Origin of the sequence: Paenibacillus sp. 4624 (assembly GCF_050435065.1) — a bacterium.
Classification (GTDB): domain Bacteria; phylum Bacillota; class Bacilli; order Paenibacillales; family Paenibacillaceae; genus Paenibacillus; species Paenibacillus amylolyticus_D.
The window spans coordinates 48,286-73,621 of sequence record NZ_JBNDJR010000015.1 but is presented as its reverse complement, the minus strand read 5'-3'; the positions used below and the strand labels follow the sequence as shown (position 1 = coordinate 73,621).

At 43.1% G+C, this 25,336-nt stretch carries 20 protein-coding genes; 4 read left to right on the top strand and 16 right to left on the bottom strand.

The features are described 5' to 3' along the window. Positions 1–40: 40 nt before the first annotated feature. The 7 genes from ABIE27_RS27025 to ABIE27_RS26995 form a co-directional block, all read right to left on the bottom strand. The gene (locus ABIE27_RS27025) at positions 41–2,446 is read right to left on the bottom strand and encodes an alpha-L-rhamnosidase C-terminal domain-containing protein (protein WP_429351977.1); all 2,406 of its coding nucleotides are present in this window, start codon (positions 2,444–2,446) and stop codon (positions 41–43) included. 25 nt (positions 2,447–2,471) lie between these two features. Next, positions 2,472–3,293: a carbohydrate ABC transporter permease gene (locus ABIE27_RS27020; RefSeq protein ID WP_161557059.1), complete on the bottom strand. Its 822-nt coding sequence runs from the start codon at positions 3,291–3,293 to the stop codon at positions 2,472–2,474. A gap of 2 nt (positions 3,294–3,295) precedes the next feature. Then, positions 3,296–4,216, bottom strand: coding sequence for a carbohydrate ABC transporter permease (locus ABIE27_RS27015; RefSeq protein WP_429351976.1), 921 nt, complete (start codon positions 4,214–4,216; stop codon positions 3,296–3,298). 66 nt (positions 4,217–4,282) lie between these two features. Continuing rightward, positions 4,283–5,572 (bottom strand): ABC transporter substrate-binding protein, encoded by a 1,290-nt coding sequence (locus ABIE27_RS27010; RefSeq protein ID WP_429351975.1) that lies wholly within the window; start codon positions 5,570–5,572, stop codon positions 4,283–4,285. A gap of 194 nt (positions 5,573–5,766) precedes the next feature. Next, positions 5,767–7,359: a response regulator transcription factor gene (locus ABIE27_RS27005; RefSeq protein ID WP_429351974.1), complete on the bottom strand. Its 1,593-nt coding sequence runs from the start codon at positions 7,357–7,359 to the stop codon at positions 5,767–5,769. Continuing rightward, positions 7,352–9,082: a sensor histidine kinase gene (locus tag ABIE27_RS27000; RefSeq protein WP_429351973.1), complete on the bottom strand. Its 1,731-nt coding sequence runs from the start codon at positions 9,080–9,082 to the stop codon at positions 7,352–7,354. The genes ABIE27_RS27005 and ABIE27_RS27000 overlap by 8 nt, the downstream gene beginning before the upstream one ends. 217 nt (positions 9,083–9,299) lie before the next feature. Further along, complete coding sequence (locus tag ABIE27_RS26995; protein WP_429351972.1) at positions 9,300–10,655, bottom strand: glycosyl hydrolase 53 family protein; 1,356 nt, start codon at positions 10,653–10,655, stop codon at positions 9,300–9,302. A 451-nt stretch (positions 10,656–11,106) separates the two neighbouring features. Between ABIE27_RS26995 and ABIE27_RS26990 the strand changes: the two genes are divergently transcribed. Next, the gene (locus ABIE27_RS26990) at positions 11,107–12,336 is read left to right on the top strand and encodes a cytochrome P450 (protein WP_429351971.1); all 1,230 of its coding nucleotides are present in this window, start codon (positions 11,107–11,109) and stop codon (positions 12,334–12,336) included. A 168-nt stretch (positions 12,337–12,504) separates the two neighbouring features. On the opposite strand, the gene ABIE27_RS26985 is transcribed toward ABIE27_RS26990, so the two are convergent. From ABIE27_RS26985 to ABIE27_RS26945, 9 genes are all read right to left on the bottom strand, one after another. Next, positions 12,505–13,275, bottom strand: coding sequence for an SDR family NAD(P)-dependent oxidoreductase (locus ABIE27_RS26985; RefSeq protein WP_429351970.1), 771 nt, complete (start codon positions 13,273–13,275; stop codon positions 12,505–12,507). 159 nt (positions 13,276–13,434) lie between these two features. After that, a complete protein-coding gene (locus ABIE27_RS26980; RefSeq protein WP_429351969.1) occupies positions 13,435–14,769 on the bottom strand; it encodes a family 43 glycosylhydrolase in 1,335 nt (444 codons plus the stop codon). Positions 14,770–14,830: 61 nt separating this feature from the next. Further along, entirely contained in the window at positions 14,831–16,063 is a 1,233-nt protein-coding gene (locus ABIE27_RS26975) for a cytochrome P450 family protein (RefSeq protein WP_429351968.1), read from the bottom strand. 410 nt (positions 16,064–16,473) lie between these two features. Next, the gene (locus ABIE27_RS26970; RefSeq protein ID WP_429351967.1) at positions 16,474–17,562 is read right to left on the bottom strand and encodes a Gfo/Idh/MocA family protein; all 1,089 of its coding nucleotides are present in this window, start codon (positions 17,560–17,562) and stop codon (positions 16,474–16,476) included. Positions 17,563–17,602: 40 nt separating this feature from the next. Next, entirely contained in the window at positions 17,603–18,694 is a 1,092-nt protein-coding gene (locus ABIE27_RS26965; protein WP_429351966.1) for a Gfo/Idh/MocA family protein, read from the bottom strand. Then, the gene (locus ABIE27_RS26960; RefSeq protein ID WP_429351965.1) at positions 18,687–19,547 is read right to left on the bottom strand and encodes a sugar phosphate isomerase/epimerase family protein; all 861 of its coding nucleotides are present in this window, start codon (positions 19,545–19,547) and stop codon (positions 18,687–18,689) included. Before ABIE27_RS26960 ends, ABIE27_RS26965 begins: the two co-directional genes overlap by 8 nt. Positions 19,548–19,608: 61 nt before the next feature. Next, positions 19,609–22,437, bottom strand: coding sequence for a glycosyl hydrolase (locus ABIE27_RS26955; RefSeq protein ID WP_429351964.1), 2,829 nt, complete (start codon positions 22,435–22,437; stop codon positions 19,609–19,611). Between the two features lie 270 nt (positions 22,438–22,707). After that, complete coding sequence (locus ABIE27_RS26950) at positions 22,708–22,926, bottom strand: hypothetical protein (RefSeq protein WP_429351995.1); 219 nt, start codon at positions 22,924–22,926, stop codon at positions 22,708–22,710. Beyond that, positions 22,926–23,129, bottom strand: a complete 204-nt coding sequence (locus tag ABIE27_RS26945; protein WP_429351963.1) for an SDR family NAD(P)-dependent oxidoreductase — start codon at positions 23,127–23,129, stop codon at positions 22,926–22,928. Before ABIE27_RS26945 ends, ABIE27_RS26950 begins: the two co-directional genes overlap by 1 nt. Positions 23,130–23,188: 59 nt before the next feature. Here ABIE27_RS26945 and ABIE27_RS26940 point away from each other — a divergent pair, with 59 nt between their 5' ends. The 3 genes from ABIE27_RS26940 (at position 23,189) to ABIE27_RS26930 (ending at position 25,159) form a co-directional block, all read left to right on the top strand. Then, positions 23,189–23,767 carry a TetR/AcrR family transcriptional regulator gene (locus ABIE27_RS26940; protein WP_429351962.1) on the top strand — a complete coding sequence of 193 codons (579 nt, stop codon included), beginning with the start codon at positions 23,189–23,191 and terminating at the stop codon, positions 23,765–23,767. 94 nt (positions 23,768–23,861) lie between these two features. Then, positions 23,862–24,230: a MerR family transcriptional regulator gene (locus ABIE27_RS26935; protein ID WP_123066957.1), complete on the top strand. Its 369-nt coding sequence runs from the start codon at positions 23,862–23,864 to the stop codon at positions 24,228–24,230. An 80-nt stretch (positions 24,231–24,310) separates the two neighbouring features. Continuing rightward, positions 24,311–25,159: an oxidoreductase gene (locus tag ABIE27_RS26930; RefSeq protein WP_429351961.1), complete on the top strand. Its 849-nt coding sequence runs from the start codon at positions 24,311–24,313 to the stop codon at positions 25,157–25,159. Positions 25,160–25,336 lie beyond the last annotated feature (177 nt).

Below are 25,336 nucleotides of genomic sequence, written 5' to 3'. Positions count from 1 at the left end.
TCTGGTATCAGATTCTTCAGTTTGCATTTCTCTGATGTCGTCATAAGCTCTCCTTCATCTCAGATTCCGATGGATTCCGCCAATCCATTAAGATGCTGAATTCGCCGTTCTCTTCTCCTCTTACTATTTGACCATTCGGCAAAACAATCGTGCATGAGATTTGCTCTGGCCAAGTGGCATGCATGCGAAATGTAGAATCGACAAGCTGCCATTGTACGGAAACCATGCCTTTAGAGGTCATTGCACACCCTTCAGCGTGGGAAAGGCGGTCGATTTGCGGACTTATTTTTATCTTCTCGCAGCCTGGGGCAGAGGGCTGAATCCCTAACGTTTCTGTTGTATATTCATAAATAGGCACGGAGCCCCAAGCGTGAGCATCGCTGCGCTTGCTTACAGTATCTTCCATCCACGTTGTTAGCCCTTCACACGCCATTTGCCGCCATGGAGCCAGTAAATCATATACTTTATCGTACAAACCAACTAAAGAAAGCGCACGGAACTGGTAGATGGACATCGCGAATGAACAGGGTACGAAGTCCGGGCATTCGATCGAGTGAAGGATTGCATGCCTGGCCTCTCTTCCTGTCAACGTTCCACTTAGCACAGCCCAAATTTGGACATGTTGGCTGAAAAGCTCCAGTCCGGGGCCGTCGGTAAGACAGCCAGGGCGGCTTATCGACATGCAGTTTTCCTTAACAGCTAGCTGCATGCGTTCGGCTCGATCAAGATACTCCTTCGCAACGCTCCTTCTATCAGTAAAAGCAGCAAGCTCAGCAGCTCTTTGCAGTGCGTAAGTATACATTAGACAATAAACCGTCAGCGGGCCTTGGCGGGCTGCGTCAGGGACGCCATATTCTTCCTTCCATTTATCAGCCCAGTCTACAAAGGACCAATACCGAGGGTTCATCTTACCGATCAGACCGCTTGTCTCAATCTGCCGATGGAAATAACCGAGTATGGCATCTACACCAGGCAGGTATTGCTCAACAAGTTTCCGGTCTCCCGCAAACATCATGTGGTCATGCAGCATGTAAATCCAATATAATGAAAATCCTGGTATGACTTGGGTTGATACACTAGGATATCGGGACTGTGTTAATCCCTCCGGAAGCAAGGAACTGTAAAAATCAAATAAAGTTCTGCGGGCAAGCCTGTCATCGCCAGATAGAATATAGGTGAACTGGATTTGGGAGCGGGTATCCATCACATATTGAAGCTGCTCATAATACGGACAATCTTCGTATGTTTCATGCATGCATCGTTTAAGCGTTCTGACGCTAATATCCCATAAAGCAGTTTCTTGAGGATCTGAAGAACGATATTGGGCGATGACATCAAGCGGGTAACCTGTCTCTCTATAAGAAAATTTACGAAGCGTTAATGGTGCTTCTCCTGTCCTGATTTCAACTCTGACATAGCGGAATGTCCGGAACCAGAAAGGTTCATATTTCTCTATAAATTCCTTTCTTTCCTGTTCCATGCCACTAGGTCTATAAATATCCAAATCACCATATAAATCTCCATTTGTACTGTCCGTCCGATCCCCTTTGTCGCGTATCCAAGGGACTGATATGGGCGGATTCTCATAACATTCGGCGCACAACAGCTTAATTTCACTCCCTTGACCTCCGGACAAATCCATCTCAAGGTAACCTGTAGTCAGCTCTCCGGCGTCAAAATCTATCGTTATAACTGAATGAGGTGCGATCGTTAACGAGCGGTCATACGTCACCAGTTCCAACCAATCAGGCTTGCTTCCTTTTTCCGAGAGTCGGGAAATACCAACAAACCGGCGTTCAGTTTCATAGAGAGGAGGAATGGGACGTTTTCTTAACTCCCACGGTTTTAGTTCCCCATGAACGATATCGAATACATATCGGGAGGCCTTCTCCCACTTTTCTGGAACATAGCCTGCTTCTGTCCATCCAAAAGGACGCTTGAATCCGTCAACAGCTTCCGAAATTCCGAGAAATTGAGTATATACGCCTTGAGATAAAGTAATCGCCTCATCCTTAATACATTCCCAGGATTCATCGGTATGTGCAGCTGCAGCCTGAGTATTCTGCTCATCTCTGATGACAGCATGCACATACAGCCCGGCAAGCCGCGTACGCCATACAGACTGATTTCCACCGCCTGTATAGGGATAACGCAGCACCTGAGCAGCAAAAACGTTTATGCCTTCTTTCAGGTATTCTCCAATCTCAACTTCCTCATAATGCCATGTGAACCGGTCCCCTTTGCAAGGTCCCCGGCTTACTGGTATACCATTGACATAAAGCAGATAACGGCTGTCAGCTGAAATACGAAGCGCACAGTTATGCCTGCCTTTTCGAAGTTCAAATGTTTTTCTAAAATAGACAAATCCGCCTCCCTTAGCTTCATTTTCTTCCTTCCAATGAGGGTGCCATATCCAGCTTGCCTCTTCTTCCCAATCAGGACGCATAAGTGACCTCCTTTTTGCAGATAGATTACTCTTTTACACTTCCTGAAGCGACTCCTGAAATAATTCGTTCCGAAAAGATGAAAAATAATAGCAGAACCGGAATGGTTGCAATGACGGAAGTTGCCAGTGCTTTATCCATATTAAGCAGAATATTGGATGTATACTTCATAACTGCCAGCGGTATTGTCTTGACTGCGTCGTCTTGAAGCATAATTAACGGCAGGAAAAATTGGTTCCAGATATTAACGGACAATATAATGCACAGACTGACGATTACTGGTGAAGCAAGCGGAAACATAATTCGGTAAAAAATTCTCCATTCTCCGGCGCCGTCTATTCGTGCGGATTCGGCCAGAGCGTCCGGCAAGCCGGCAAAGAAATTCGTGAGCATCAGTACAGCCATTGATAATCCCGCTGATAACACCAGAATTACGCTCCACGGAGAATTAATCAGTCCAAGATTCTTGATAATCAAAAATACGGGAACCACACCGAGCTGGACAGGGAACATGAGACCGATCAAAAAATACAGCATTACACCTTGCTTAAACTTAAAGGAGTAACGACCTAAACCATAAGCAACCATGGAGGCTAAGGCTACAATGATGATGATTGTCATCATGAGGATAAATACGCTGTTCCAGATATTGACGCCGAAATGCTCGTTGCGAAAAACTTTGACATAGGATTCCAATGTAAAGGACTTGGGCCAGCCCAGTGTATTTGACAGTACATCCTGCTTGGTGCGAAATGAGTTCCATGTAAGATACCCAAGGATGAGTAAGGTGAAGGAAGAGTACACCCAGAGGATCAGCTTCGTTACATACAGCTTTTTGACATCAGCCATGATCATTTCTCCTCCTTATAAGTGAATCTTAGCTGAATCAAAGCAACCACAAAGATGATGGCAAACATTACGACGGCAATGGTAGTCCCCATACCTACGGAGTTTGTGCTTACCGTTCCTCCCATTGCGCCGGTCGTTCCGAAAGTAATTCTGTAGAAAAACAGTGTCATCACATCCATCGAATTGTTAATACCGCCGCTCACCCCTCCCAGCAAATAGCTGAAATCAAATAAGGTCATGGCAGCGATATAACTGATCATAGCAATATTTACAATACTGGAACGGATCTGCGGCATAATGACCGAGAAGAACCGTCTCCAGTAGCCGGCTCCGTCCAAATAAGAAGCTTCCATCACTTCGTCGGACAGCATCTTCATGGCTGCCACGAAGTAGATCATACTGAAGCCTACACCGGCCCAAGCATTCATAATGAACAAGGTAAGGACCTCGTAGCCCGGAACCCCTAACCAATTTCGAGCATGTTCCCCTAACCCGATTAGTTGGAGAAATTCATTGAAAATACCGATATTCTGGTCAAAAACAAGCGTAGCCAGAAATACGATAACGCTAGTGGTAATAAACTGCGGAGCAAAGATCATTGTTTGAAAAAAACGGTAGCCTTTTACACGTGTATAAATTACATAGGCAAAATAAAGCTGAATAGGAATCAGCAGTCCGACGTTAAGCACGACCAATATAACATTGTTCTTAAGCGCATTTAAGAACTGCCGTTTTAATTCCGAATTAGTGAACAATTCAATATAATTATTAAAGCCTACAAACACCTTCTCACTAAAACCGTTTGACTGAAACAGACTAAGCTGGGCAGCTGAGAAAATGGGATAGATCACGAAAATAGAATACAGAATAAAACCGGGCAATATGAACCACAAATAAGGTTTCTTTCCAAGCCACTGCAACACCTAGATCGCCTCCAAATGATTTGGACGGTTAAGCAGCTCGGCTTAACCGTCCCAAAATCGTTCTGATTATTTTGTGCGGAGCAGCGCTTCTTCCAGCATTTCTGCAGCTTGCTGACCATCAATATGAGAGGTCAACAGTTGCGGCATTACTTGCTGAAGGAAGATATCATTCAACTTGATCTCTTCTGTTGATATGTTAGTTAATACGGAATAAATATTATGACCCAGGGAATCAAACGCACTCAATTCTTTGACTCCCTCATCTCTAGGCGTGATATCCTGCAGGGCCGGCACCATACCTGTTTCATCCTCAAACAGCTGTTGAGCTTTTTGGCTGGACAGAAACTTTACATATTCGACCGCTTCTTCCGGATGCTTGGTTCCAGCAGATACGGCAAAAGTGGTCGCATTACTGAAGCTTTGCGGAGCAATGCGTTCACCAGATACTGTCGGGATATAAAATCTGCCGAGGTTTATTCCAGCGCCTACGAAGGTTGGATCATTCCAGGTACCATCTGCCATCATTGCTGTCCTGCCGTTAGTAAATGCCAACTGGGCACCGGCATTGTCTACAGAGGCCAAATCCTTGGTAAAATAACCTTTGTCGGCGAACTCTCTGATCGTTTGGAATACCTTAATTATGCTTGGGTCTTTGAAAGAACCAGTCCCCTCATTAATCTTGCTTAATGCTTCCTCAGCGGTAGCAGGCATTAGCGCAAAGGCAAGCCAGGCCCGTTCGAATTCAGCTTTACCGGGAACGCTGAAAGGTGTGATTCCCTTATCCTTTAATGCCGCGACCAGCGTCACGAACTCATCTAACGTTGCCGGAGCCTGCAAACCTTCCTTTTCAAAAATGTCCTTATTATAATAAATCAACTGAGAGTCCATAAAGGCCGGAGGCGAGGAATATAGTTTTCCGTCCACCTTTGCGTATTCCATGAGGTCTTCCCCGAAACGGCTGGTATCGAGTCCGTAATCATCCAGATCAAGCAATGCACCGCTCTGCACATACAGCTTCATTTTAGGCGTCTTGTTTCCTTGAACATAGAACACATCCGGCAGCGAGTTGCTCTTAACAGCCGTATCGATCGCTGTCTCTGACCCTGAGAATTGAAAGTTTAATTTGATATTCGGATGTTCTTCTTCAAATGCTTGATTGATTGCGGTAAAACCCGACTCAAACGATGATTGGTTAGACTGGTCTCCCCACACGGTTAATTCCACTTGTTTTTCAGTTCCGGTTTTGCTGCCTTGATCGGGTGAAGAACTGTTTGAGTTGTCGCCACATGCTACCAACAGCAAGACGGAGACACCTGTCACTGCAAGAAGTGCTTTTCTGAATAACCCCTTTTTCATTTTTTATTTCTCCCTTCGTGTCTAACGGTTTGTAAGCATGTAATAATCATAGTTCACAAAATAAAGCGTTTCCATGAACAAGTTTTTGTTTATGATTCCATATTATTCGATAGTTGCATTTCATTTAGGGCAAAAAACCGGAACAGTGATGTCCCGGTTGATCGTCATTCCATATTATTAGATGAACATTCCATTTATTTAGTTGAGAAGCCAGTCGAGTTTCTGAATTCAGAAACGGTCATTCCGGTAACTTTTTTAAACACCTTCACGAAATAATTCGAGTTTGGATATCCCACACGGGAAGCTACCTCTTCAGCAGAAAGCGAGTATCGCTTCATGAGATCTATAGATTTACGGATACGAACCTGGGTTAGGTATTCAAGAAACGTCATTCCCATTTCCCGGCTAAATCGATGACTGAAATAATGAATGTTTAAGTTCACTAAGCTTGCGGCATCCTCAAGCCGAATGCTTTGGGCGAAATGTGCTTCTACATAAAGAAAAACCGGCTCCAGCCATGTTTGCGATTTCATCCTAGCGGTGGCGGATAAGTCATTGAACCGTTTAATCGTCTGTAAAAAGCAGGACTTTAATTCGTCCCATGTTCGGATGGAATCCACTGAATAAAAGGGGAGGGTCATAGAATCGGACTTCTCTGTATCAATCAGCATATTCATGTTCGATGGATCATTTTGATAAATTTTAAGCATCCACTGGACCAAACGGAACGCAGTATCGGGAGAATAACGTGTCTCTAGTTCGCTGCCTACGGCGTCCAGCCACTTCGCCAACTCTTCCTCTGAAGAATTCAATATGCTTATAAATTCCTGCTGCCATTGTTGAAACTTTATGTCTAGCTGCTCCTGAACAACATTTAGACTCGCATCAAAGCGGTACAAGCCTGGCCCATTGAAAAAGGATCGGTCAATCATTTGCTCTGCTTGGGTTCTTATCACTTTACACTTCTGAAAGATCAGATGATCAGACATACCGGCTGATACTGTAATGGCAAGATTCTGCTTCACTGTGTCCATCCATTCTTTTACCAGACCGGCCATCATCGTTGTTTCTTCCGGCTTTGTTTCTCGACTAAAGAGTAAGCCGTGAAAAAAGCCTTGATCAAAGCCCAGAGGAATTGCATGTGTCGTTTTATTCATAAGATCTTGCAGGAGAAAACCCAAGGCAGTCTGGTCATCATCGTTGCCTGAGTTATCCGTTGACCAAATACGAATAGCAACCCAACAAACGAAAGCAGCTTCTTTCAAAAGGTCTGTAAGCACAGGGTACTCTTTGTGAGAGAAATCCGCCGCAAAAGCAACAATACCCGGAAGTATTCTGGATTGTGCCATCAGTCGCTGCCTTTCTTCATCCATGGCATTGGCCCGGCTCTGTCTAGCGCGAACCTTTGAGGAGAGTCTCTCCGATAATCGGGTCAGTGTTGAAATCAATTCATCTGGGTCGAACAGATGCTTTGGAATATAGTCTTGAACACCCAATTGGATTGATCTTCTTGTATATTCAAACTCTTCATAGCTGCTCAGGACTAAAATGATCATCTCTTTATCCGTCTCTCTAATTCGTCTTATCAATTCTAGACCGTCCATTTCAGGCATTCGTATATCGGTCAGCAGCACTTCGGGGTAACCATCTGTAGAAAAGGCCTCCCATGCCTCCTTGCCGTTCCGATAAACCCCTTGTATTTCATAGCCATTTTCATGCCAGTCAATAATAGTCTGAAATCCAACCCGAACCAGGGATTCATCATCTACAATCGCAATTTTAATCATTTTCGTTTGGCCATCCTTCTTTCAAGATAGGAAGCTTTAATTCCACAGTAGTGCCTGCTCCCCGTTCACTCGTAATGTTCATTCCGTAGGCAGGGCCATAGAACATTTCAATCCTCTCTTTCACACTCAATAATCCGATGTGGCTTCCAGTTCCGCTGCTCATAACCTGCTGGATTTCATATAAGCGCTCTTGACCTATTCCGCTACCATTGTCCCATACCCGAATGCTAAGCATCCCTTTCTCTGCTTTTGCCTCCAGACGTATCTGTCCTGAATGATCAATAGACGACAAACCATGAACTATAGCATTTTCTAAGAGCGGCTGAATCAAAAATTTAAGCAGTCGATACGGTTTCACCTCATCCTCCAGTTCGACCTGAAATATAAAGTTTTGGTGACGTACTTGTTGAATTTTGACAAATTCACGCATGACGTTAATTTCGTCTTCAAGCGAAACAAGTTCATTGGTGTCTCTGATCGAGTATCTCAACAGATTGCTCAAAGCATCAACAATCTCTTTTATATGGTCCTGTTTTCGTATCATGGCCATCCACCGGATGGTATTTAACGTATTGTAGATGAAGTGAGGAGAAAGTTGGTTTTGGAGCACTTTTAACTGCACCTGCCGTTTGCGTTCTTCACTGGCCTTCACTTCACCCAATAAATTGTAGATTTCATACATAACAGAAATAAAGGTTTCATTCAGCTGCGTAATTTCTCTGGCCCCCCTGAATTTAGTAAGGGAGTTAGGCTTCTCCCCGCGCAATCCTCTCCGCATATTGGCAAGAAGCCTCACGATCGGCAAAGCAATGTCGGTACGAATCAGGTAGGAGGCAACCAAACCAAGGACCAGACTTCCCCCGGCCAGCCAAGCTGCAAAAACACTCATTCGGTAGACGGTGGCATACACGGTATTTAGAGCATACTCCGCTGTAAGCGTCCATTCATTGTAATCAAGACTTTGTTCAAGACGTAAAACTTCAGAAAATGTATCTTCCTGTATTACTTGTTCTTGAAGCAGCACTCTATCCGGACCGTTAAGGAAAAAAGCAGTATTGGAACCTGCCATAGCAGAGCTAAGAACGTCCCTGAATACATTAGAAGAAACAATAAGATAAAAATATCCTATAGGTCGGAAGTTCTCATCTTTAATGACACGCCCTAACCTGAAAGCACTTACATCATTATCTGTAGTATAACCTGACCTTACAGAATCCCAATAAGGTGCTCCGTTGGCTGTAACCGTATTTGACTTTCCTTTCTCACTTAAAGGCTCTTGTTCATCTTGGCCGATGATAAAGGTAGTGTTGTCAGTCATAAATACACATCCTTTGATACGGTTGCTGTCTAGTCCTCCAATGATCGGCAGCACACTTCGCTCCAGCTGCTGCTGCAGTTCGATTTTTTCAAAATCGTTATGTACCGGTTCAGACAGAATTGCTCCTATTTCATCTGAGGTTAGAATGTGCAGACTCACATTGTTATAGGTCTCTATGGTTGCTTCCAGTTTGTCTACAGTCAGGCTCGTAATCGAATCGGAATATGACTCGGCGTTGGTACGGATCGCAGCATTATAGTTCTGGGCTAAGAGACTTAGTCCAACGATAGAGGGGAGAACAAATAAGGGCAAATAAAACAGGACCAGCTTCTTGGTTAAACTCCATTTATTCCATCGGCGATTTAACCATTTGTATCCAGGTAGATAGGAATGGGATCTTCTCATGCCAAATTCTTCTATACCTCCTATGCTGCTCTTAAAGAGAGTAACAGCCCTTACCTGATTCATTTAAACAACCAAGCAGTTCTTTAAAGGTAGCATAGCCGAAAAGGTGCAGCCCGGCAACAAGGTATCTATGTCAGGATGTAGTTAGCTAAGCAACTGGAAAAAACAAAAAGCCGCTATAAGCGACTTTTCTATATTGACCTGATTAAATTAAACGTTATTTCAATTTGTTTTCTTCGGAAATAGCATCCATTAATATTTTCTTGGCTTTAGCGCCATGATCCGAGTAATCGAACATTGACATACTTCCCCACCCACTGTAATCTGGAGCCCAATAACGGATACCTATAAGCCCATGTGTTTTACCCCACTGAACCACATCATGATAGATTGCCGCTTGTCCTTCTTCATTATGCGGATATCCCTTGATCGTTTTTGACCATCCCGCATATGCGCCCTGCACTTCACCTGAAGGATAAGAAAACTCTGCGATAAATACAGGTATACCCACCTCTTTGTTAATCGCAGTAACTATTTTTTTATACATAACCATTTTGTCGATGTATACTCCTGGCGCGCTGGGATAAAAACTAATTCCAGCAGTATCAATAGGGAATCCATTTTCCTTTAATGTCTTGAAATATGTGACTGCTGTATTCACTGTTGTTACTACAGTGGCGATGTGAGTAGAAAACTTAACATTGCTTGAATCAAGACCTAAACTAGTGTAGGCCTCTTTAATCCCTTTAGCTACTGAAGTCATCTGCACCGCATTGTATTTCCAAATATTATTTTTCAACCAATTGGTTCCCATCACAGAATAGACATGTCTCATAAAGCCCGGAACTTTTTCCAACTTTTCGTTTACTGCGGTTTTCAACCCAATGCTTACCCCTGCAAAACCATAGTTTGCTTCGTTACCAAGGTTCCAGTTATCTACAGTGACGCCAGTTTTTAAAATTTCTGTTGCCACAAATTTCCCGTATGCTTCCAAGACAACGTTCATTTCATCCAAAGTCAATTCTTCCCAAGGCTTTCCATTTTGCAGAGCATATATCTCGGGATATTCCTCGAAATTAGGTGCTTGTTGCCGATCCATATCCATATAAGTGTAAGCCAGCATAATCTCAGGGTTCAACGGTATATTTAATTTGGCTGCCATTCGAGCCAACTCTAATCCTTGCTCCAACGTATGGTAATTTGCATTTGAGTCTTCCTCACCATTTACGATATTATCTTCAGTAGGATATCGTTTAGTAGCAATTCTTGCGTACATTTCCGTAGCCCCTGATGAAATATACATCTTTTCTAATTCTTCTCGGTTTTTCGCAGTAACGTCTCCTGCTGTATACGTAGTATTCCCCGTCTTAAATTCATTTCCCGAAAACGGGCTTACCGAAAGCGCTACACGGAACTTCTCTGTAGTGGCAGCAGGTACATAATCTTTATCTTCCACATACACGGATAAATTTCTTACGATAATCCCTGTTATGATTAAAATAATGATAAGTAAAGAGATCATGATTTTTGTTCTTGTTTTCATTCGATTTAATACATACTTTAATTTATTCATGATGAAAAGTCTCCTTTTATGGATAATATGGGTATTATTGTATTAAAAAGTTTATCTGAGATAAACTTTTTAATATGTGCTTCTTCCACAAAAAGAATGGAAATTGTTAGCATAACCTGAGTTACAGAGACGAGAGGGCATCCATATTCGCCATATTTTAATTCTTCCCCTTTCACTTTTCTAAAATCCTCGAGCTACAAACCGAGCAACCTGTACCCCCATGATAACGAAAAAGAAAGAAAAAAAAATCGTACGAAAGGGCAAGCCCTTTATGTACGATGGGGCAACGGGATCAGCCCGAACTATTTGTGAGCATTTTTCAGTTTGCTTATAACTAAAAAGGATATTATTTGAATTTCTATGTATTTTTGTGATAGAGTTTCATTGGGGTTGATAGTTTGGATATCACATCGAAGTTTATCATATTAAAATCAGAGGTGGTGTTGGAAAGATGTATTCAGAACATAGCAGTATCGTCATTCATGAGATATCAAAGTTACAAAGTCCTGAACAATTATGGAGCCCCTATGATTGGTACCACGATATGATTGTCAATAATCCGATATATTATGATGAGAAGCAGAACGTCTGGAACGTATTTCGCTATGATGATGTGAACAGGGTGCTTAGTGACTTCAAACTATTTTCAAGTATACGGAAAAGAAGTGTGTCACCTATTCCACCAGTTATTACACGTGTAGATATCAATTCTACCGATCCTCCTATTCAACGTGATATACGCAAGTTGGTATCCAGTGCCTTTACCCCAAGAAGCCTAAAGGAGTGGGAACCAAGAATAAGGGGCATTGCTAAAGAATTAATAGATAATATGAAACAGATGAATAAGCCCGACATGATCAGTGATCTTGCCGTTCCGTTTCCCGTCACGGTCATTTCTGATTTGTTAGGCACACCACGACAAGATCTTCATTATATTAAGAACTGGTCCGATATTTTGTTTTTCCCTAATTCAGAGGCCGATGTTACGGATCAAGCCAAAAGAAAATACCGTGCGATGTCGGAGTTCAACGAATATTTGCTTCCCATTGTTAAAGAAAAACGTCAAAATCCTGAGCAGGATATTATTTCTGATTTAACTCTTGCAGCGTATGAGGGGACACAACTTACAGATGAGGAAGTGGTAACCTTCAGCTTGGGTCTGCTTGCTGCCGGCAATGAAACAACAACCAATTTACTTGGGAACATGTTCTACACTTTCGCGTATGAACAACAAGGAATTTATCAGGAGATTCTCTCCAATCGCAGCCTTATCTCCAATGCCATTGAAGAAACGTTGCGTTATCGCTTCCCCATCACACTTGATCGGGTATTGACTATGGATAGCGATGTGTTGGGTGTCCCTATGAAAAAAGGCGATGTCATTGTTATATGGCTCGGAGCCGCGAATAATGATGCAGAACAATTCCCGGAACCAAACAAGTTTGATATACACCGAGAGAATAGTAACAAGCATCTTAGCTTTGGTAAAGGCCCTCACTTTTGTCTAGGAGCCCCTCTGGCGCGTCTTGAAGCTCAAATAGCATTAGAGTGTTTCATTGAAACATTTGCTGATATTGTTCCAACTGAAACCTTTAATCCGGCGCTACATTTACACAAAGGAACACAAAATCTGCTTACTCTACCTGTAGAATTAAAAATTGTGGATAAAAGCATTATTTGATTTTTCTTCCATAAATGAAATAAGCGACCGTCCCTTTTTGAACACTGAGGGAACGGTCGTTTTTGTATGATGATTTTATTTGAATTAATTAGAGGTCTTGAATTTTATGTTAGTCAGTTCTCAATTCACTTGTTTATTTAATTATTGTTCGTCATATGACTTCTGTTTCTATGCGTTAATAATTGAGCCTCCATCGACAAAAAAGGTTTGACCCGTTATATGTCTGGCATCTTCACTTGCCAGAAAAGCAACGACCGGAGCGATATCTTCATAAGGGTCCCCATAACGACCGATTGCAGTGGGCTTGAACCCCAGCAGCTGCGGGTCACGCTGGTCTTCAGGCAGCGCATCCAGATGTGCGTGAATCCCATCCGTGAGGGCTCCAGGATTTATGACATTCACATTGATGTTGTCCTTGCCCCATTCTCGGGCAACAACACGTGACAGCGCCCGTATTCCTTCTTTAATGGCGGCATATGCGGCATACCCCTCAAGCCCGTCATACCCTGCTCCTGAGCCAAAATTAATGATCTTTCCTCCACCTTGTTTTAAATACGGGTAACTTTCCTTCATCATGAGCCAAGTGGATATAAGTCCTGTTCGGTAGCTCTCATCAAGTGTATCCAATTCATGTTCCAGAAAGGAATGTGGTGTCCGAATAGCAATCGCCAAATTGACTAGAATGTCGATGGTATCGAATTTCTTAATCGTATCTTCAATCAGTAATTTGACCTGCTCAGGCTCAGACAAATCAGCAGTTTTGGCAAGAACCGAAAACGTTGCACGTTCACAACGTGCAACGGTCTTCTCTAATGACGAGCCATTGATATCAGTAAGCATTAATGATGCGCCCTCTTCTGCCAGGCGTAGGGCGATGTAACTGCCCAGTCCTCCTCCTGCACCTGTTACAATGGCAACCTTACCCTTCAGTTTTCCCATGATTCCATCCCTCCGCCTTTTTTTGGATGCATACTAGATATTATAAGCTGCTGTTTTCAACTGGCATCTCCTAGACATAGACCGTAGACCTCCCTAAAATATCGAAGTGCTTTTTGAATAAAGGATATTATTAGGTCCGACAAGAATTCGTTTCGATTATTACCTGAAAGTTATTGCTTGGACTTCCAAATCACGCACTTTTCTGAACTCCAATCTCACTTCATGTTTACCCGGCTTCCCCGAAAAAGATGAAGAAAGACATTTTCCTCCATCCAGAACAACGATTCCCGCCGCTTCATTCTCATCATCCAAATAAATAAGAATTTCACCGCTTCCGTTGGCCTCTACAGAGACAGTATCTATGGGTTTTTCCCATTCCGTGTATCTAAAGACCGCTTGATCTTCATCACTTATCCCGATCAACGCCTCACCGCCGTTTTTTGAAGGGGCAATGTATACGCTGCCCGATAATTGGCACGCTTGGTATGCCTCCATTCTTTCATCTATGCCAAATGGTCTTCCCGCACCCTGAGACGTCATGAGCACCTCCTGAATCGTTCCATCTTCATTGAAAAAAATGGGCTCAATGCAAAGGCGGCGCTTGTCCTGCCGATACTGAGAAGTACGATGATAAAATACAAACCACTGTCCGTTCACTTCCTCGATCGAGCCATGATTATTCCAGCTCATCGGATCGCATCCGTCGTTGTCGATAATGATCCCTCTGTATTGAAACGGTCCGAGCGGAGATTGGCTCGTTGCGTAAGCAAGTGAAGTAGGTTTGCCGCGTTTGATGCTCGAATAAACCAAATAATAGGTCTCGCCGTGCTTGCGGACAGAGCTTCCTTCATGAAAATAATGCTCTTCTTCCGTTATCAGGTTATGGACAATGGTTCCCTCTTCAAACTCGACCATATTGTTTTTTAATTTTACTCCGTTTGCGTAGAACTGCCCCCAATAAAAATAAGCCTGTCCGTCATCATCGATAAAGACCGCCGGGTCGATCCCTCCGCACGGCAATTGAACCGGATCGGCGAACGGCCCTTCCGGCTTATCAGCTATTGCGACGCCTTCGCTATCGTCCGACATGCAAAAATATAAATAATACTTGCCATCTTTATATATCGCATCCGGAGCAAATAACATATCCGACTTTTGCTCGGGAGCTTCCGTTATTCCATGCTGAGCGGCCAGCTCATAAAGCTTGATCATGAATGGAGACGGCTTGGACGGATCCACACCCGGATATTTGGGTGCATGTTCATCATAAATCCAAGGAACCTGGTTTGAATGAAAAGATACTCCGTGATCGATCCAATCCACCATATTAGCAGACGAAAGCACCTTGTATTCCTGGCTACAGAAACCCTTCTCCTCTTGATCCCATGAGCCGTAAACGTACACCCTTGCATCCGGCATGACGTGAGCTTCCGGATCCGGGATGCATATGTGCGGTGGGAGCACTGGATTACGGCAATCTTTATATTCTTTCATATCTTCACTCTCCTGTTCGATAGAGAGAGGAAGTAGATCCTACTTCCCCAATAGCCCCTATTTAGTATGCGACCGGAAACGCTTTGAGCCCCCGAATGATCATACCTGGCCTCCACTCCAGCAGTTCCAGATCTGTATTTAACCGAATCTCCGGCAGCCGTTGAAGTAAAGCGTTGATCGCAATCTCGCCTTCAAGTCTAGCAAGTGGAGCGCCGAGACAATAATGAATCCCTTTACCAAAAGCAATGTGGTCATTGACTTTGCGAGTAATGTCAAACGTATCGGGTTCTTCAAATTGACTGGAATCCCGATTCGCTGAGGATAATGCAACAAGCATCATGTCTCCTTGGCGAATTTGTATTCCCTGAAACTCCACATTTTCCGTAGCCCAGCGTACATTGCTTATTTCAGCTGGCCCATTAAATCGCAACACTTCCTCAACAGCCGCTTGAATCAGATCCGGATCATCCATAAGTAGTTGCTTTTGCTGTGGATGTTCCAGCAACGCGAGCATGCCGTTCCCAATCAGATTCACTGTTGTTTCATGCCCTGCAATTATGAGTACGAACACTAGTGCATATAACTCCTGCTCCGTTAGTTTGTCACCTTCTTCCTCAATGCTGATGAGATCGCTGATGAGGTCCTGTTGAATATGGTTGCGCCGCTCCGTGATCAGTTCTTGTAAGTAATCGACAAAAGCCTTCATTACTTCATCGCTTTCCTGGTTCAGCTGCGGATTGCTGACACTCTCCATAATGGTGTTGGACCAAGCTCTGAATTTGTCTTGATCCTTCAGAGGAACACCTAGCATTTCACAAATAACGATAATGGGCAGCGGGAAGGCATAGTCCTCGATCAAATCAAACTCCCGAGTGTTTCCTGCCTGAATCTTGTCTAGCAATTGATCACTTATTTCCACAATTCGTCCCCGCAGCCTCTCAATCATACGGGGAGTAAATGCCTTCTGAATCAAGCGCCGCAGTCGACGATGATCTTCAGGACCAACACTGATCAGATTTCGTGAAATAATCGCCTGATGAGGATGAAGTGTCTCCTCCTTTTCATTGTTACTGTTATCGAAAACTCCGGTTACAAAGCGGCCATCCTGCAAAATTTTGACGGCATCCTCATATCGGGTAACCATCCAGGCAGCGTGCCCACTAGGCAGTAAAAGGCGATGGACAGGCTCTTCGACACGCAGCTTTTCGTAGACGGGGAAAGGCTGCTGAATGAATGAATGATCCATGAAATCAACTTTGGACTTGGAACGATCTTGATTTGCATTGGTAAACATCGTAACGCCCCCTAAAATGATAGTTTTAATATCAATACAATATAAATACTATCATATTTAGGGATTTACTTTCAAATTACTTCGTTTAATTCCAGTAATACGAAATTCAACATTTTCTTGTCTCTAAACCTGCACTCCCACTTCATAACTCGTGTACGGTTTTAAGCTTCTTGTCCTTCACCATAAAATGAAGTATTGTATAGATAAAAATTAGTTGTAACGTTTGTAGAATATTAACCAGGAGAGCCAAACAACATAGTTCTGCCATTGGTGTTAGTTAAAAGAGAAAGTACACAAAGTCTTTAAAGAGAGTTTCACGAATTAAAAAAGACAAACGAAGGTCAATCAATGATCTTGGTTTGTCTTTTTAGGTTATTCACAAAAGACATCGATGTTTATTAAATCAGGAATTATTGCTTCTGCTTTTTGTAGAAATCAATTAACATATTAAAAATGATTAAGTCATCACGGTAATCCTCTGGAGTTGTTTTTATGACCTGATCGTGAACAATTGCATCATAAAGTGCTTCCAGCTCAATCGTATAAGGGTCTTTATAAGTATGTCGAATAACGGTTTCTTTGTACAAGTCCCCTTCTGTTTCTGACACGATTAATTTAACAGGTAGTCCTTTAATATACGGTGTGTCAAATTCTACTCTAACCATTTTATCTTTTCCGTACACTTCCAGATGAGCATCAAACTTACCTACGTTATTCATACCTGTCTCATAAACTACATTGAAAGAAGGGTAGTTGAGAATGGCATTTATAAAGAAGCCTCCACTATTAAAGGCAAAACCGGATACGGATTCTGGCATTCCCAAAGCCTCACGCATGGCAGAAAGATCATGCGACCCTAAAGCGGTAAGGAAATAGTACAACATAATTGTAGTCTCATCGGCGCCCTCACCAAGAGCTTCTCTAATCCACTTCTCTGATTTCTCAGCTCTTTCTTTATTTAATTCTTCAGGAAAATCGTTAAACTTTTTCGGGTATGTTCCAGATTGCCCTATGAAATAATCATTCGGTCCAATAATATCTCGTACCCTTGCGTACAAAATTTGGTCTAATCCCCCTATTTCTTTAACTGCAGCTTCAAATGCAGGAGCATATCTTCTCATATAACCGACCATAACATGAACATTATTTCTGTTTTTCGCCTCGATCACAGCTTCTGCTTCCGATAATGAAAGCACCATAGGCTTTTCAACGAGAACATGCTTACCTGCGTTGGCAGCAGCTATAGCAGCATCTGCATGATATTCGTTACTGTTACAGACGAAAACAACATCAATATCTTCGTCATTAACAAGATCCTCCACATTTGTATAAAGGTTTGAAACACCAAATTTTTCGCCGTTATATTTGAGGGAATTATACGAAACATCACATAGAGCGGTTACTTTGAATTTTTCGGATAATTCTTTAAGGATAGGCAAGTGTACGACTTGTGCAAGTTCTCCCGTACCAATAATTCCTACACTAAGAACTTTACTCATTAGAACTCATCCTCTCAGTATGAAAACGACAAATTTAAATTTAAAATTTAATCGTGTCATTTAATTCGGCTGAACGGTAAATCGCTTCAAGTATCTGAGTAACGACTAGCGCTTGTCTTGGTTCAACTACAGGATTTTTGTCTTCAAGGATTGCATCAATCCATTGAGCCATTTCTCGATCAGCATCTGTTTCTTCTACGGGTGATATATACGATATACCGGCTGCATTCTGTAACTGAGTGCTAACGAGATTTCCATACATTTCTGTATTAAATATCAGTTCATTTGTACCTAAGGCTGTATTCCGGCGCATTTCGGCGCCTCCTTTTGTCCCAGACAACGTAGTCATTGCTTCTCTTTCATCTAGTGAATTCAGAGCCCAGGAACATTCTAGATAAATGGATGCACCATTCTTCATTTTGATAAAAGAGAACGCTGACTCTTCTACGTTAAAATGATCCGGATTCCACGGTCCAAAAGGATTGGCCTTATTCTCATGTCTTAATTTGTTGTGCACTACGCCGGTTACACTTTCAACTTCGTAGTTATTCATCAACCATAGAGTCAGATCAAGTGCATGCGTGCCAATATCAATAAGTGCACCCCCTCCTTGCATCTCTTTATTTAGGAATACTCCCCAAGTTGGGACACCTCTACGTCGAATTGCATGCGCTTTAGCAACATAAATTTCTCCCAGATCGCCATTAGTACACGCTTGTTTCAAAAGTATTGAATCTTTTCTGAAACGATTCTGATATGCGATTGTCAATTTTTTACCTGTACGCTCAGCAGCTTTTACCATTTCCTCTGCTTCTTGACTGTTCAAGGCCATAGGCTTTTCACACATGACATGCTTCCCTGCCTCTAAAGCCTCGACAGTCATTGAACTGTGTAATGCATTCGGTGTACAGATATGAACAACATCAATTTCAGGATCTTGCAACATATCTTTGTAATCGGTATAAATTTTTGCATCATTTCCTACCAAATTAGCACCTTTTTTTGCTTTTTCTTCATTTCTACTAGCAAAACCTTTGACATTTACCTTATCAGACAGTTTGAGCAATGCTGGTAGATGCTTTTCCATAGCAATTGCTCCGCAGCCAATAATACCAACATTTAATTTATGCATACTCAACACCCAACAAATCAGATAAGGCGTTAAAGCTTATCTCAACACTTTTTATTTCATCTATCGTTATAACATCTTGCTCGACAATGATATATTTAGTGGCTGTATGCTCTTTTACTAATTTGATAATTTCCTTAATATCCAGCTTTCCTTGTCCTATTTCTACAAAATTATCAGAATTAAACAATGGCATGAAATCATGTAAGGTTATCGCTTTTTCCTCGTTTAATGTTTCGAGTATATTTATTGAGCTAATTGGATGAGGCAAATCTTTTATATGAATTAATTCACATCGATTTCCAAGTTGTTTGAGCAACTGCTCGACATTTGCCCCTCCCCTAATAGCCCAATACATATCTAATTCAAACTTCAAATAATCAGGATTTGTATTTTCTAGTAGGATTTCATATACCGTTTTCCCATCAAACTTTTGAAATTCTTGAAAATGATTATGATAATATAGCTGGATCCCGTGAGTCCAAAGTTTTTTTCCATATTCATTTAATCGCTTACTAAAAGCGATTACGTCATGAGCTCCTTGAAACAGCATCATAGGAATAATGGCTCTATAACACCCCAACTCTTTGTGATAGGAAATTATGTCATTGAGTTCTTGCTCTTTTAATTCACCTGGAATATGTGTTGCAAGTACTTGTATGCCTGCAGTTTCAGTCATTCGCTTTAGATCACTGGCAGACAGAGTGTTAATATTAAAAACGCTATCACTTTGAAAATCAATTGGGATTTCAATGTGCTTATACCCAATCGTTGATAAATCCTGTAATGTTTTAATTCGATCTTCATTGAATTTATTTCGAACGGAAAACATTTGTAAACCAATTTTAATAGACAATAAAGTGACCTCCTTTTTGATCTAACCGGGAAAATAAAACGAAAACGGCACTAAAATTACGCTATTCGTATTCCGATCTCTCCCCAAATACGATTTCAACAGGACCAATCAAACCGCAATCCAGCGGTTGTCGGTTAGGATCGAAGATGCTTAGCGCATTGTTCAGGGTCGTCGCTACTTCGACCTCCAACTCGTTGTTTTCTCCATAGCGCAAGTATTCCCCGATTGGAATATGACGCCCGATCTGATCGACACCGTGGAGCTCTCGGCCGTTAACGAAGACCCTGAACGTATCGGACACCTCACCCATCTCTAAAATAACGGCAGCGGAAGTATCATTCCGCTCTTCAATGCGGAAACTTGTCCGATATCGTCCAATTCCGGATACTTGCCGGAGTACCGGAATGTGAGTCCAGGAGCGCAGCTCGTCAAGTTCAAGCTCGATCCTTTCAAGCTTCGTCTCCGTCGGATGCGCGCCTGCAGTCCAACTGTCCACGACGAGAGACCAGCGATCTGGTATGATCCGCGTACCTTTCGCAATCATATCGCGATATTCCTCGCGCTGAAGCGCTTCTGTCCATTCATCTGCAACCGCGATCAAAGCAGTTCCGTTCGGAGCGAGTCGTAGCTTCGCCGTCGTTTGACCGGAGCCTGTATGAACAGCGGCCATCGGGCATATTGTTCCATCCCAAGCGTTCAGCTTGAAAGGATTCCCTGTCCCTGTGAACTGCACTTCTCCCTCGAATGCCTGCACTTGACTTGGATTGTAGATGAAGTAATAGGAAATACCGTTTTCGTACCGACGGGCATTCAACAGAGGCGACTCGCACTGGACTTGAACAGCAGGAATGACGGAAAGCTCGCCCAGTGCCGCGACCGCATCTTCTTGAGTCTTAACCGCTCTTACCGTCGGCAGGTTTAACAGATGCTCGATTCGATCGCACAGCTGGACGTCCTTGGCTTTCATCTTGTCCTTGCTGCCAAAGAACGAAGCAACATGATACGGAGCTTCTCCAACGACCACGACAGGTAGTCCGCTCTCCGCGAAGGCGATCAGTTGATTGGCTGTTTCATTCGGGAGATCGGACGCCCTCCAGTCTCCGGTCAACGACTTCTTGCGCATATCTACGACGATAGCTCGATATGCCGGCCCGTCCGCTGCCAGTACGGAATGTCCCTCGAATGTACCGATTTGGGCACTTGCTAAATCCAACAAACAAGGACTTACAAAGTCATACGTGAAACCGGCTTGTTCATACGGGGTCAATTCCGTTCCCATTGCGCCATGAATCCCATCAATATGATAACGATAAATCGCCAGATCTACTTTCGGCTTACCAATTTGAAGCAGATATTGAGTACGCGCGATATAGTCTGTGAGGGCTCTTGCATGAAGGGAATTCGGTTGGCGTCCTCCCCATTCGTTCGAGAACCTCGACCCCATGAGCGACAAGCCCGGCCATTTGAACATCGCTTCGAAATGTTCCGAAGCAGATGAAGTATCGTAGGACATACCATGAAGAACCGCCTGGTTGACGCCAGCCGCAAAGCCTCGATGCAATTGCCAGAGAAGGCCGAAGTCCTGTCCGGTCCATGTCTGTTTGTAGCCATAACCCATAACAGCGCCTACCTCAATCGAATAGATCTCGCGATCATACAGATGAACGGCACCCGATTGGATTCGGTAACCGTCGGTCGAATCATGGAAACCGAGTGATTCCGTCTCCGGGATGTCAACTTCGGCAAGGCCCGAGGAGAGTTCGGTAGGCATGCCATAAGTTTGATAACGAAGCTTCATATGATGTCCGTTTGCCCACCTTCTTATTGTCCGTAGGTGATTGTCCCGGAACATATCTGTCAAGGTTTGAAAGAAGTCGTTCCTAATGCGTAGGTTTGCCGAGCGGTCAGTGAAATCGTAATCCGAGTCTCCGTCCGTCCGATTGCCCGCGCCTAGCTGATACAAACCTTTGACGAATATCGAAGGCAGATAAGGAGTCAAATCATAGCCTCGACGCATACGGAACTCCTCCAATACGGCGGGAGACCAGATCGCGACGGGCATCGGCGTCGCACCGTACATCCCGCCTAGCATAGTTGCGTTCAATTCAATGGAATCACAGAACAAGCTTCCGGCGTTCTTCTCGTATAAGGCACGTATGTCCGGATCCGCAAACAGGCGATTGTCCCAGAAGCCCGTAACTGCATCGGCTGCTGCTTTAGAGAAGTGATCGATCGCGGGAGCACCGATTGAGTCATTCATCTGTCCGTTCGTTTGGCTCCAAAAGCCGAACAAGTACCATTCTCCGTCAAGAGGAGCTGTCCAATCTATCCTTCGGTCGTCAACTCTGAAGGTGAGATCTGCTGCCGTCTCTAATTCCAGCGTGACGACTTCGCCTATGGACTCGCCGCTGTGTCTCCGAGCAGCCGTTACAGCCACAAGCTTATAAGGACGTGCGGGATCGATCGTATTGGGCACAGGAATTGCTCCGTTGTACGTCCCCACGACTACCGCCGCCCCGACATGCAACCCATGTGTGCAGCGATCGTCATTCTTGTCCATGACGGCGGGCGTCGCGATCGGCCACAGCGGTCCTATAGTGAAATCCAACTGAAAGTTAAGCGGGATGGCGGCTTCGAGTGCAGCTTTCATGCGGTTGTTCCATTCATCGCCTCCGAAAACGAAGCGGCCATAATCCGCTGGATTTACATCCGCGGAAGGGATCGGGAAGAAATGGATGATTTCCGCACCGCCGTAGCCGGCTTCCGCCATCCACTCGATCTCCCGTTTAATCTCGTCTTTGTCCATGAACGCCCCGGGAAGCCACCACCTCATTTTCGGGCGATAGTGCTTGGAGGGAGTTTGGAATTCCGCTGGATTCCATGTATTCATTTAAAACACTCCTTAGTTGAGAATGATGGGGAAACTTGTGTTTTCCAAACTGGCTATATATTCATTATAAGAACTTTGATTTAGAGAGACTGTAACGGAAACCAAACATTGTATAACGCGATCTTAACCTGTAATCGTCATGCCAAACGTACTGCCAATTCGATGAAAGTAGGTGCTCGAGGACATCACTGCGCCAACTCTGAATTGGGATAACACTCCTGAAGCGCAGACGTCAATACGGCATGACCAGTCCCATGCCGTAACCTAAGATCAACATTTTAGCGGCACTGTTAATTTGAAAGTGTCATGCCCCATTGTTATAGGTAAAAAACCGCTGTTCTCTTTAGATGAGAACAGCGGTTGCTTTTTAGGAAAGAGAGAAATTCCCTCATACTCGTGAATCAAACGCATAGGTACCATGATTCCTGCGTTATTGATAAAGTAGTCGATACGACCGAAAGTCTCTACTGTCTTTTCAACATAGTTTATTACATCTTCTTCTCGAGATACATCTGCTTTAATAAAGATGCTTGAATGTCTTGCTCCTGTGCAAGTAGTAGTGTTTCTTGACCTGCCTGTTCATTGAAATCGACAAGGGCTAAGTTGTATCCCTGTGAAGCAAGTTTTAATGCAACCGAACGTCCCAATCCTGTGGCTGAACCTGTAATTAGCGCTACCTTGGAATTATTCATATATAACACCTTCCTCAAACCCGTTTATATTTTTTACATGTTTCCGAATTCATGATAGCATGATAGCAAAAAAACTTATAAACACTCACTTCTTTCAGTGTAGTATTTACTACACAAGGGCAAATCTCAGAGAAGCATTAATCGACCTTTTGCAGCATACTACTTATGCTTTGGTAAACGTAACCGACATCGCTAAGCAAGCTGGTGTTAACCGTGTTACTTTCTACAATCACTATTCTTCGAAGGATGAATTAATAGAGGAAATTCTCGAATTGCTGATCGAAGAATATGTTGCATTAATCAACAAATACGAACCTGCTGAACTTGAACTTTTCATTCAGCTCAATTACACACATTATGATCAACATGCGAAAGGCTACAAATTGCTCTTATCGGAGGAGTTTCCAGAATACAAAAAAATATATATTGAACATTTACAACAAAGCATTCGTAGTATCCTAATGAAAATGAGGAGAAATCCAAACATTAATGATGAAAATTATAACTTTCTAATTGAGTGGAATGTCGGAGGCACGTTACAGACTATACACAACTACCTCAAAGAGGAAACGAGGCCTTCCCCTGAAATTCTTTCTCAACGAGTAATATGGATGACATCTTCAATGTTTCTAGACTGAAATACAAGACCAAGCGACAAGGAATTCGCTTTTGCTTCATGAAAAGGGTACAATTCACTTCAAGTTAACTTTAACTATTAAAGGAGCATCTTACATGTACAGTATTAGTGAAATTGAGAAGATCACAGGTTTACGTCCCTCCACTCTACGTTATTATGAACAAGAAGGCATATTGCCGCACGTTGAACGGAATGCTTCAGGTAGAAGAGAATATTCTGAGGAGGTTTTAGAGTGGCTTGAACTGGTTGTCGCTTTAAAAGATACGGGAATGTCTATTGAAGACATTAAGGCTTATACAGAGCTGATTCGCCAAGGTGATCCTTCCCTGGATGCCAGAAAACAATTTTTGCTTATGCATAAAACTAAAGTGGAACGTACTGTGGCTCAGACTCAGTTCCATCTGGAAAAGATTATTCGGAAGATAGCGATTTACGATGTTTTAATGCATAAGAAGATGAAATAGCTATGAATATTTATTTTTCAAAATGAGTATTGACTTCAAGTTAACTTTAAGAGGTAGAGTAAAGTTATTACCTTGAAGGAGTGATTACATTGTCAGAATCAAAAGTTTGGCTTATCACTGGATGTTCAACAGGATTTGGGCGACACATCGCGCAGAAAGCGATTGAAACAGGTTATAAAGTTGTCGTGACCGCACGTAATGTTCAGCAGGTAACAGATCTTATTGCCGGGCATGAGGATCAGGTAATTGCTCTCCCACTGGACGTGACTAGTCCAGAACAGATCCGCAATGTGGTTGACCGCACGATTGAGAAGTTTAACCGTATAGATGTGCTTGTGAACAATGCAGGTATCGGATATTTCAGCTCCGTTGAGGAAAGCGTAGAGGAAGAAACCCGTAAGATGTTCGAGGTTAACTTCTGGGGTCTCATGCATGTAACCAATGCCGTTCTTCCACATATGAGATCACAAAAAAGTGGTCACATTATAAACTTCTCATCCATTGGTGGTCTGGCTTCATTCCCGACCCTTGGCTATTATCATGCTACAAAATACGCTGTTGAGGGCATATCCGAGAGTCTCTCCCAAGAATTGACACCTTTTAATATTAATGTGACTTTAATAGAGCCAAGCGGTTTCCGCACAGATTGGGCTGGCCGTTCTTCTGTCAAAACAGAGACAAGCATCCCTGAGCTTAAAGAATCCATCGTCGGACAAATGTTGCAAGGGATCGAACTCGGTGCTGGTCAAGAAACTGGAGATCCTGCAAAGGCTGCCGAAGCAGTTATTAAAGTTGTGGAAACAACGGAACCGCCTCTTCGTTTGTTGCTGGGACAACAAGCCTACGATACAGCGACCTATAAATTTAACAGCCTGCTTGCCAGCATAGAACAATGGAAAGAAACAACGATAAACGCAGATTACAAATAATAACAGGTTGAATTACAAAATCTCACAGGGCATCACTTTTTTATGTGATAGCCTTGTGGGATTTTGTTACTTGCCAGAAAGTATAAGCTGTTTACGATTTTTATTTCGATGCATAGCCTGGTTTGGATTTAGTCTTGAGAGATGAAGCAACTAAAGGTTTCTGCTCCACGGAATGAA

What these genes read in the sequence shown, in the direction of transcription:
- ABIE27_RS26980 (WP_429351969.1), bottom strand. Translation starts at nt 14,769, where the DNA reads ATGAAAGAATATAAAGATTGCCGTAATCCAGTGCTCCCACCGCACATA.
- ABIE27_RS27000 (WP_429351973.1), bottom strand. Translation starts at nt 9,082, where the DNA reads ATGAGAAGATCCCATTCCTATCTACCTGGATACAAATGGTTAAATCGC.
- ABIE27_RS26970 (WP_429351967.1), bottom strand. Translation starts at nt 17,562, where the DNA reads ATGAGTAAAGTTCTTAGTGTAGGAATTATTGGTACGGGAGAACTTGCA.
- ABIE27_RS27005 (WP_429351974.1), bottom strand. Translation starts at nt 7,359, where the DNA reads ATGATTAAAATTGCGATTGTAGATGATGAATCCCTGGTTCGGGTTGGA.
- ABIE27_RS26995 (WP_429351972.1), bottom strand. Translation starts at nt 10,655, where the DNA reads ATGAATAAATTAAAGTATGTATTAAATCGAATGAAAACAAGAACAAAA.
- ABIE27_RS27010 (WP_429351975.1), bottom strand. Translation starts at nt 5,572, where the DNA reads ATGAAAAAGGGGTTATTCAGAAAAGCACTTCTTGCAGTGACAGGTGTC.
- ABIE27_RS26965 (WP_429351966.1), bottom strand. Translation starts at nt 18,694, where the DNA reads ATGCATAAATTAAATGTTGGTATTATTGGCTGCGGAGCAATTGCTATG.
- ABIE27_RS26990 (WP_429351971.1), top strand. Translation starts at nt 11,107, where the DNA reads ATGTATTCAGAACATAGCAGTATCGTCATTCATGAGATATCAAAGTTA.
- ABIE27_RS27025 (WP_429351977.1), bottom strand. Translation starts at nt 2,446, where the DNA reads ATGCGTCCTGATTGGGAAGAAGAGGCAAGCTGGATATGGCACCCTCAT.
- ABIE27_RS26935 (WP_123066957.1), top strand. Translation starts at nt 23,862, where the DNA reads ATGTACAGTATTAGTGAAATTGAGAAGATCACAGGTTTACGTCCCTCC.
- ABIE27_RS26955 (WP_429351964.1), bottom strand. Translation starts at nt 22,437, where the DNA reads ATGAATACATGGAATCCAGCGGAATTCCAAACTCCCTCCAAGCACTAT.
- ABIE27_RS26975 (WP_429351968.1), bottom strand. Translation starts at nt 16,063, where the DNA reads ATGTTTACCAATGCAAATCAAGATCGTTCCAAGTCCAAAGTTGATTTC.
- ABIE27_RS26985 (WP_429351970.1), bottom strand. Translation starts at nt 13,275, where the DNA reads ATGGGAAAACTGAAGGGTAAGGTTGCCATTGTAACAGGTGCAGGAGGA.
- ABIE27_RS26940 (WP_429351962.1), top strand. Translation starts at nt 23,189, where the DNA reads ATGATAGCAAAAAAACTTATAAACACTCACTTCTTTCAGTGTAGTATT.
- ABIE27_RS26945 (WP_429351963.1), bottom strand. Translation starts at nt 23,129, where the DNA reads ATGAATAATTCCAAGGTAGCGCTAATTACAGGTTCAGCCACAGGATTG.
- ABIE27_RS27020 (WP_161557059.1), bottom strand. Translation starts at nt 3,293, where the DNA reads ATGGCTGATGTCAAAAAGCTGTATGTAACGAAGCTGATCCTCTGGGTG.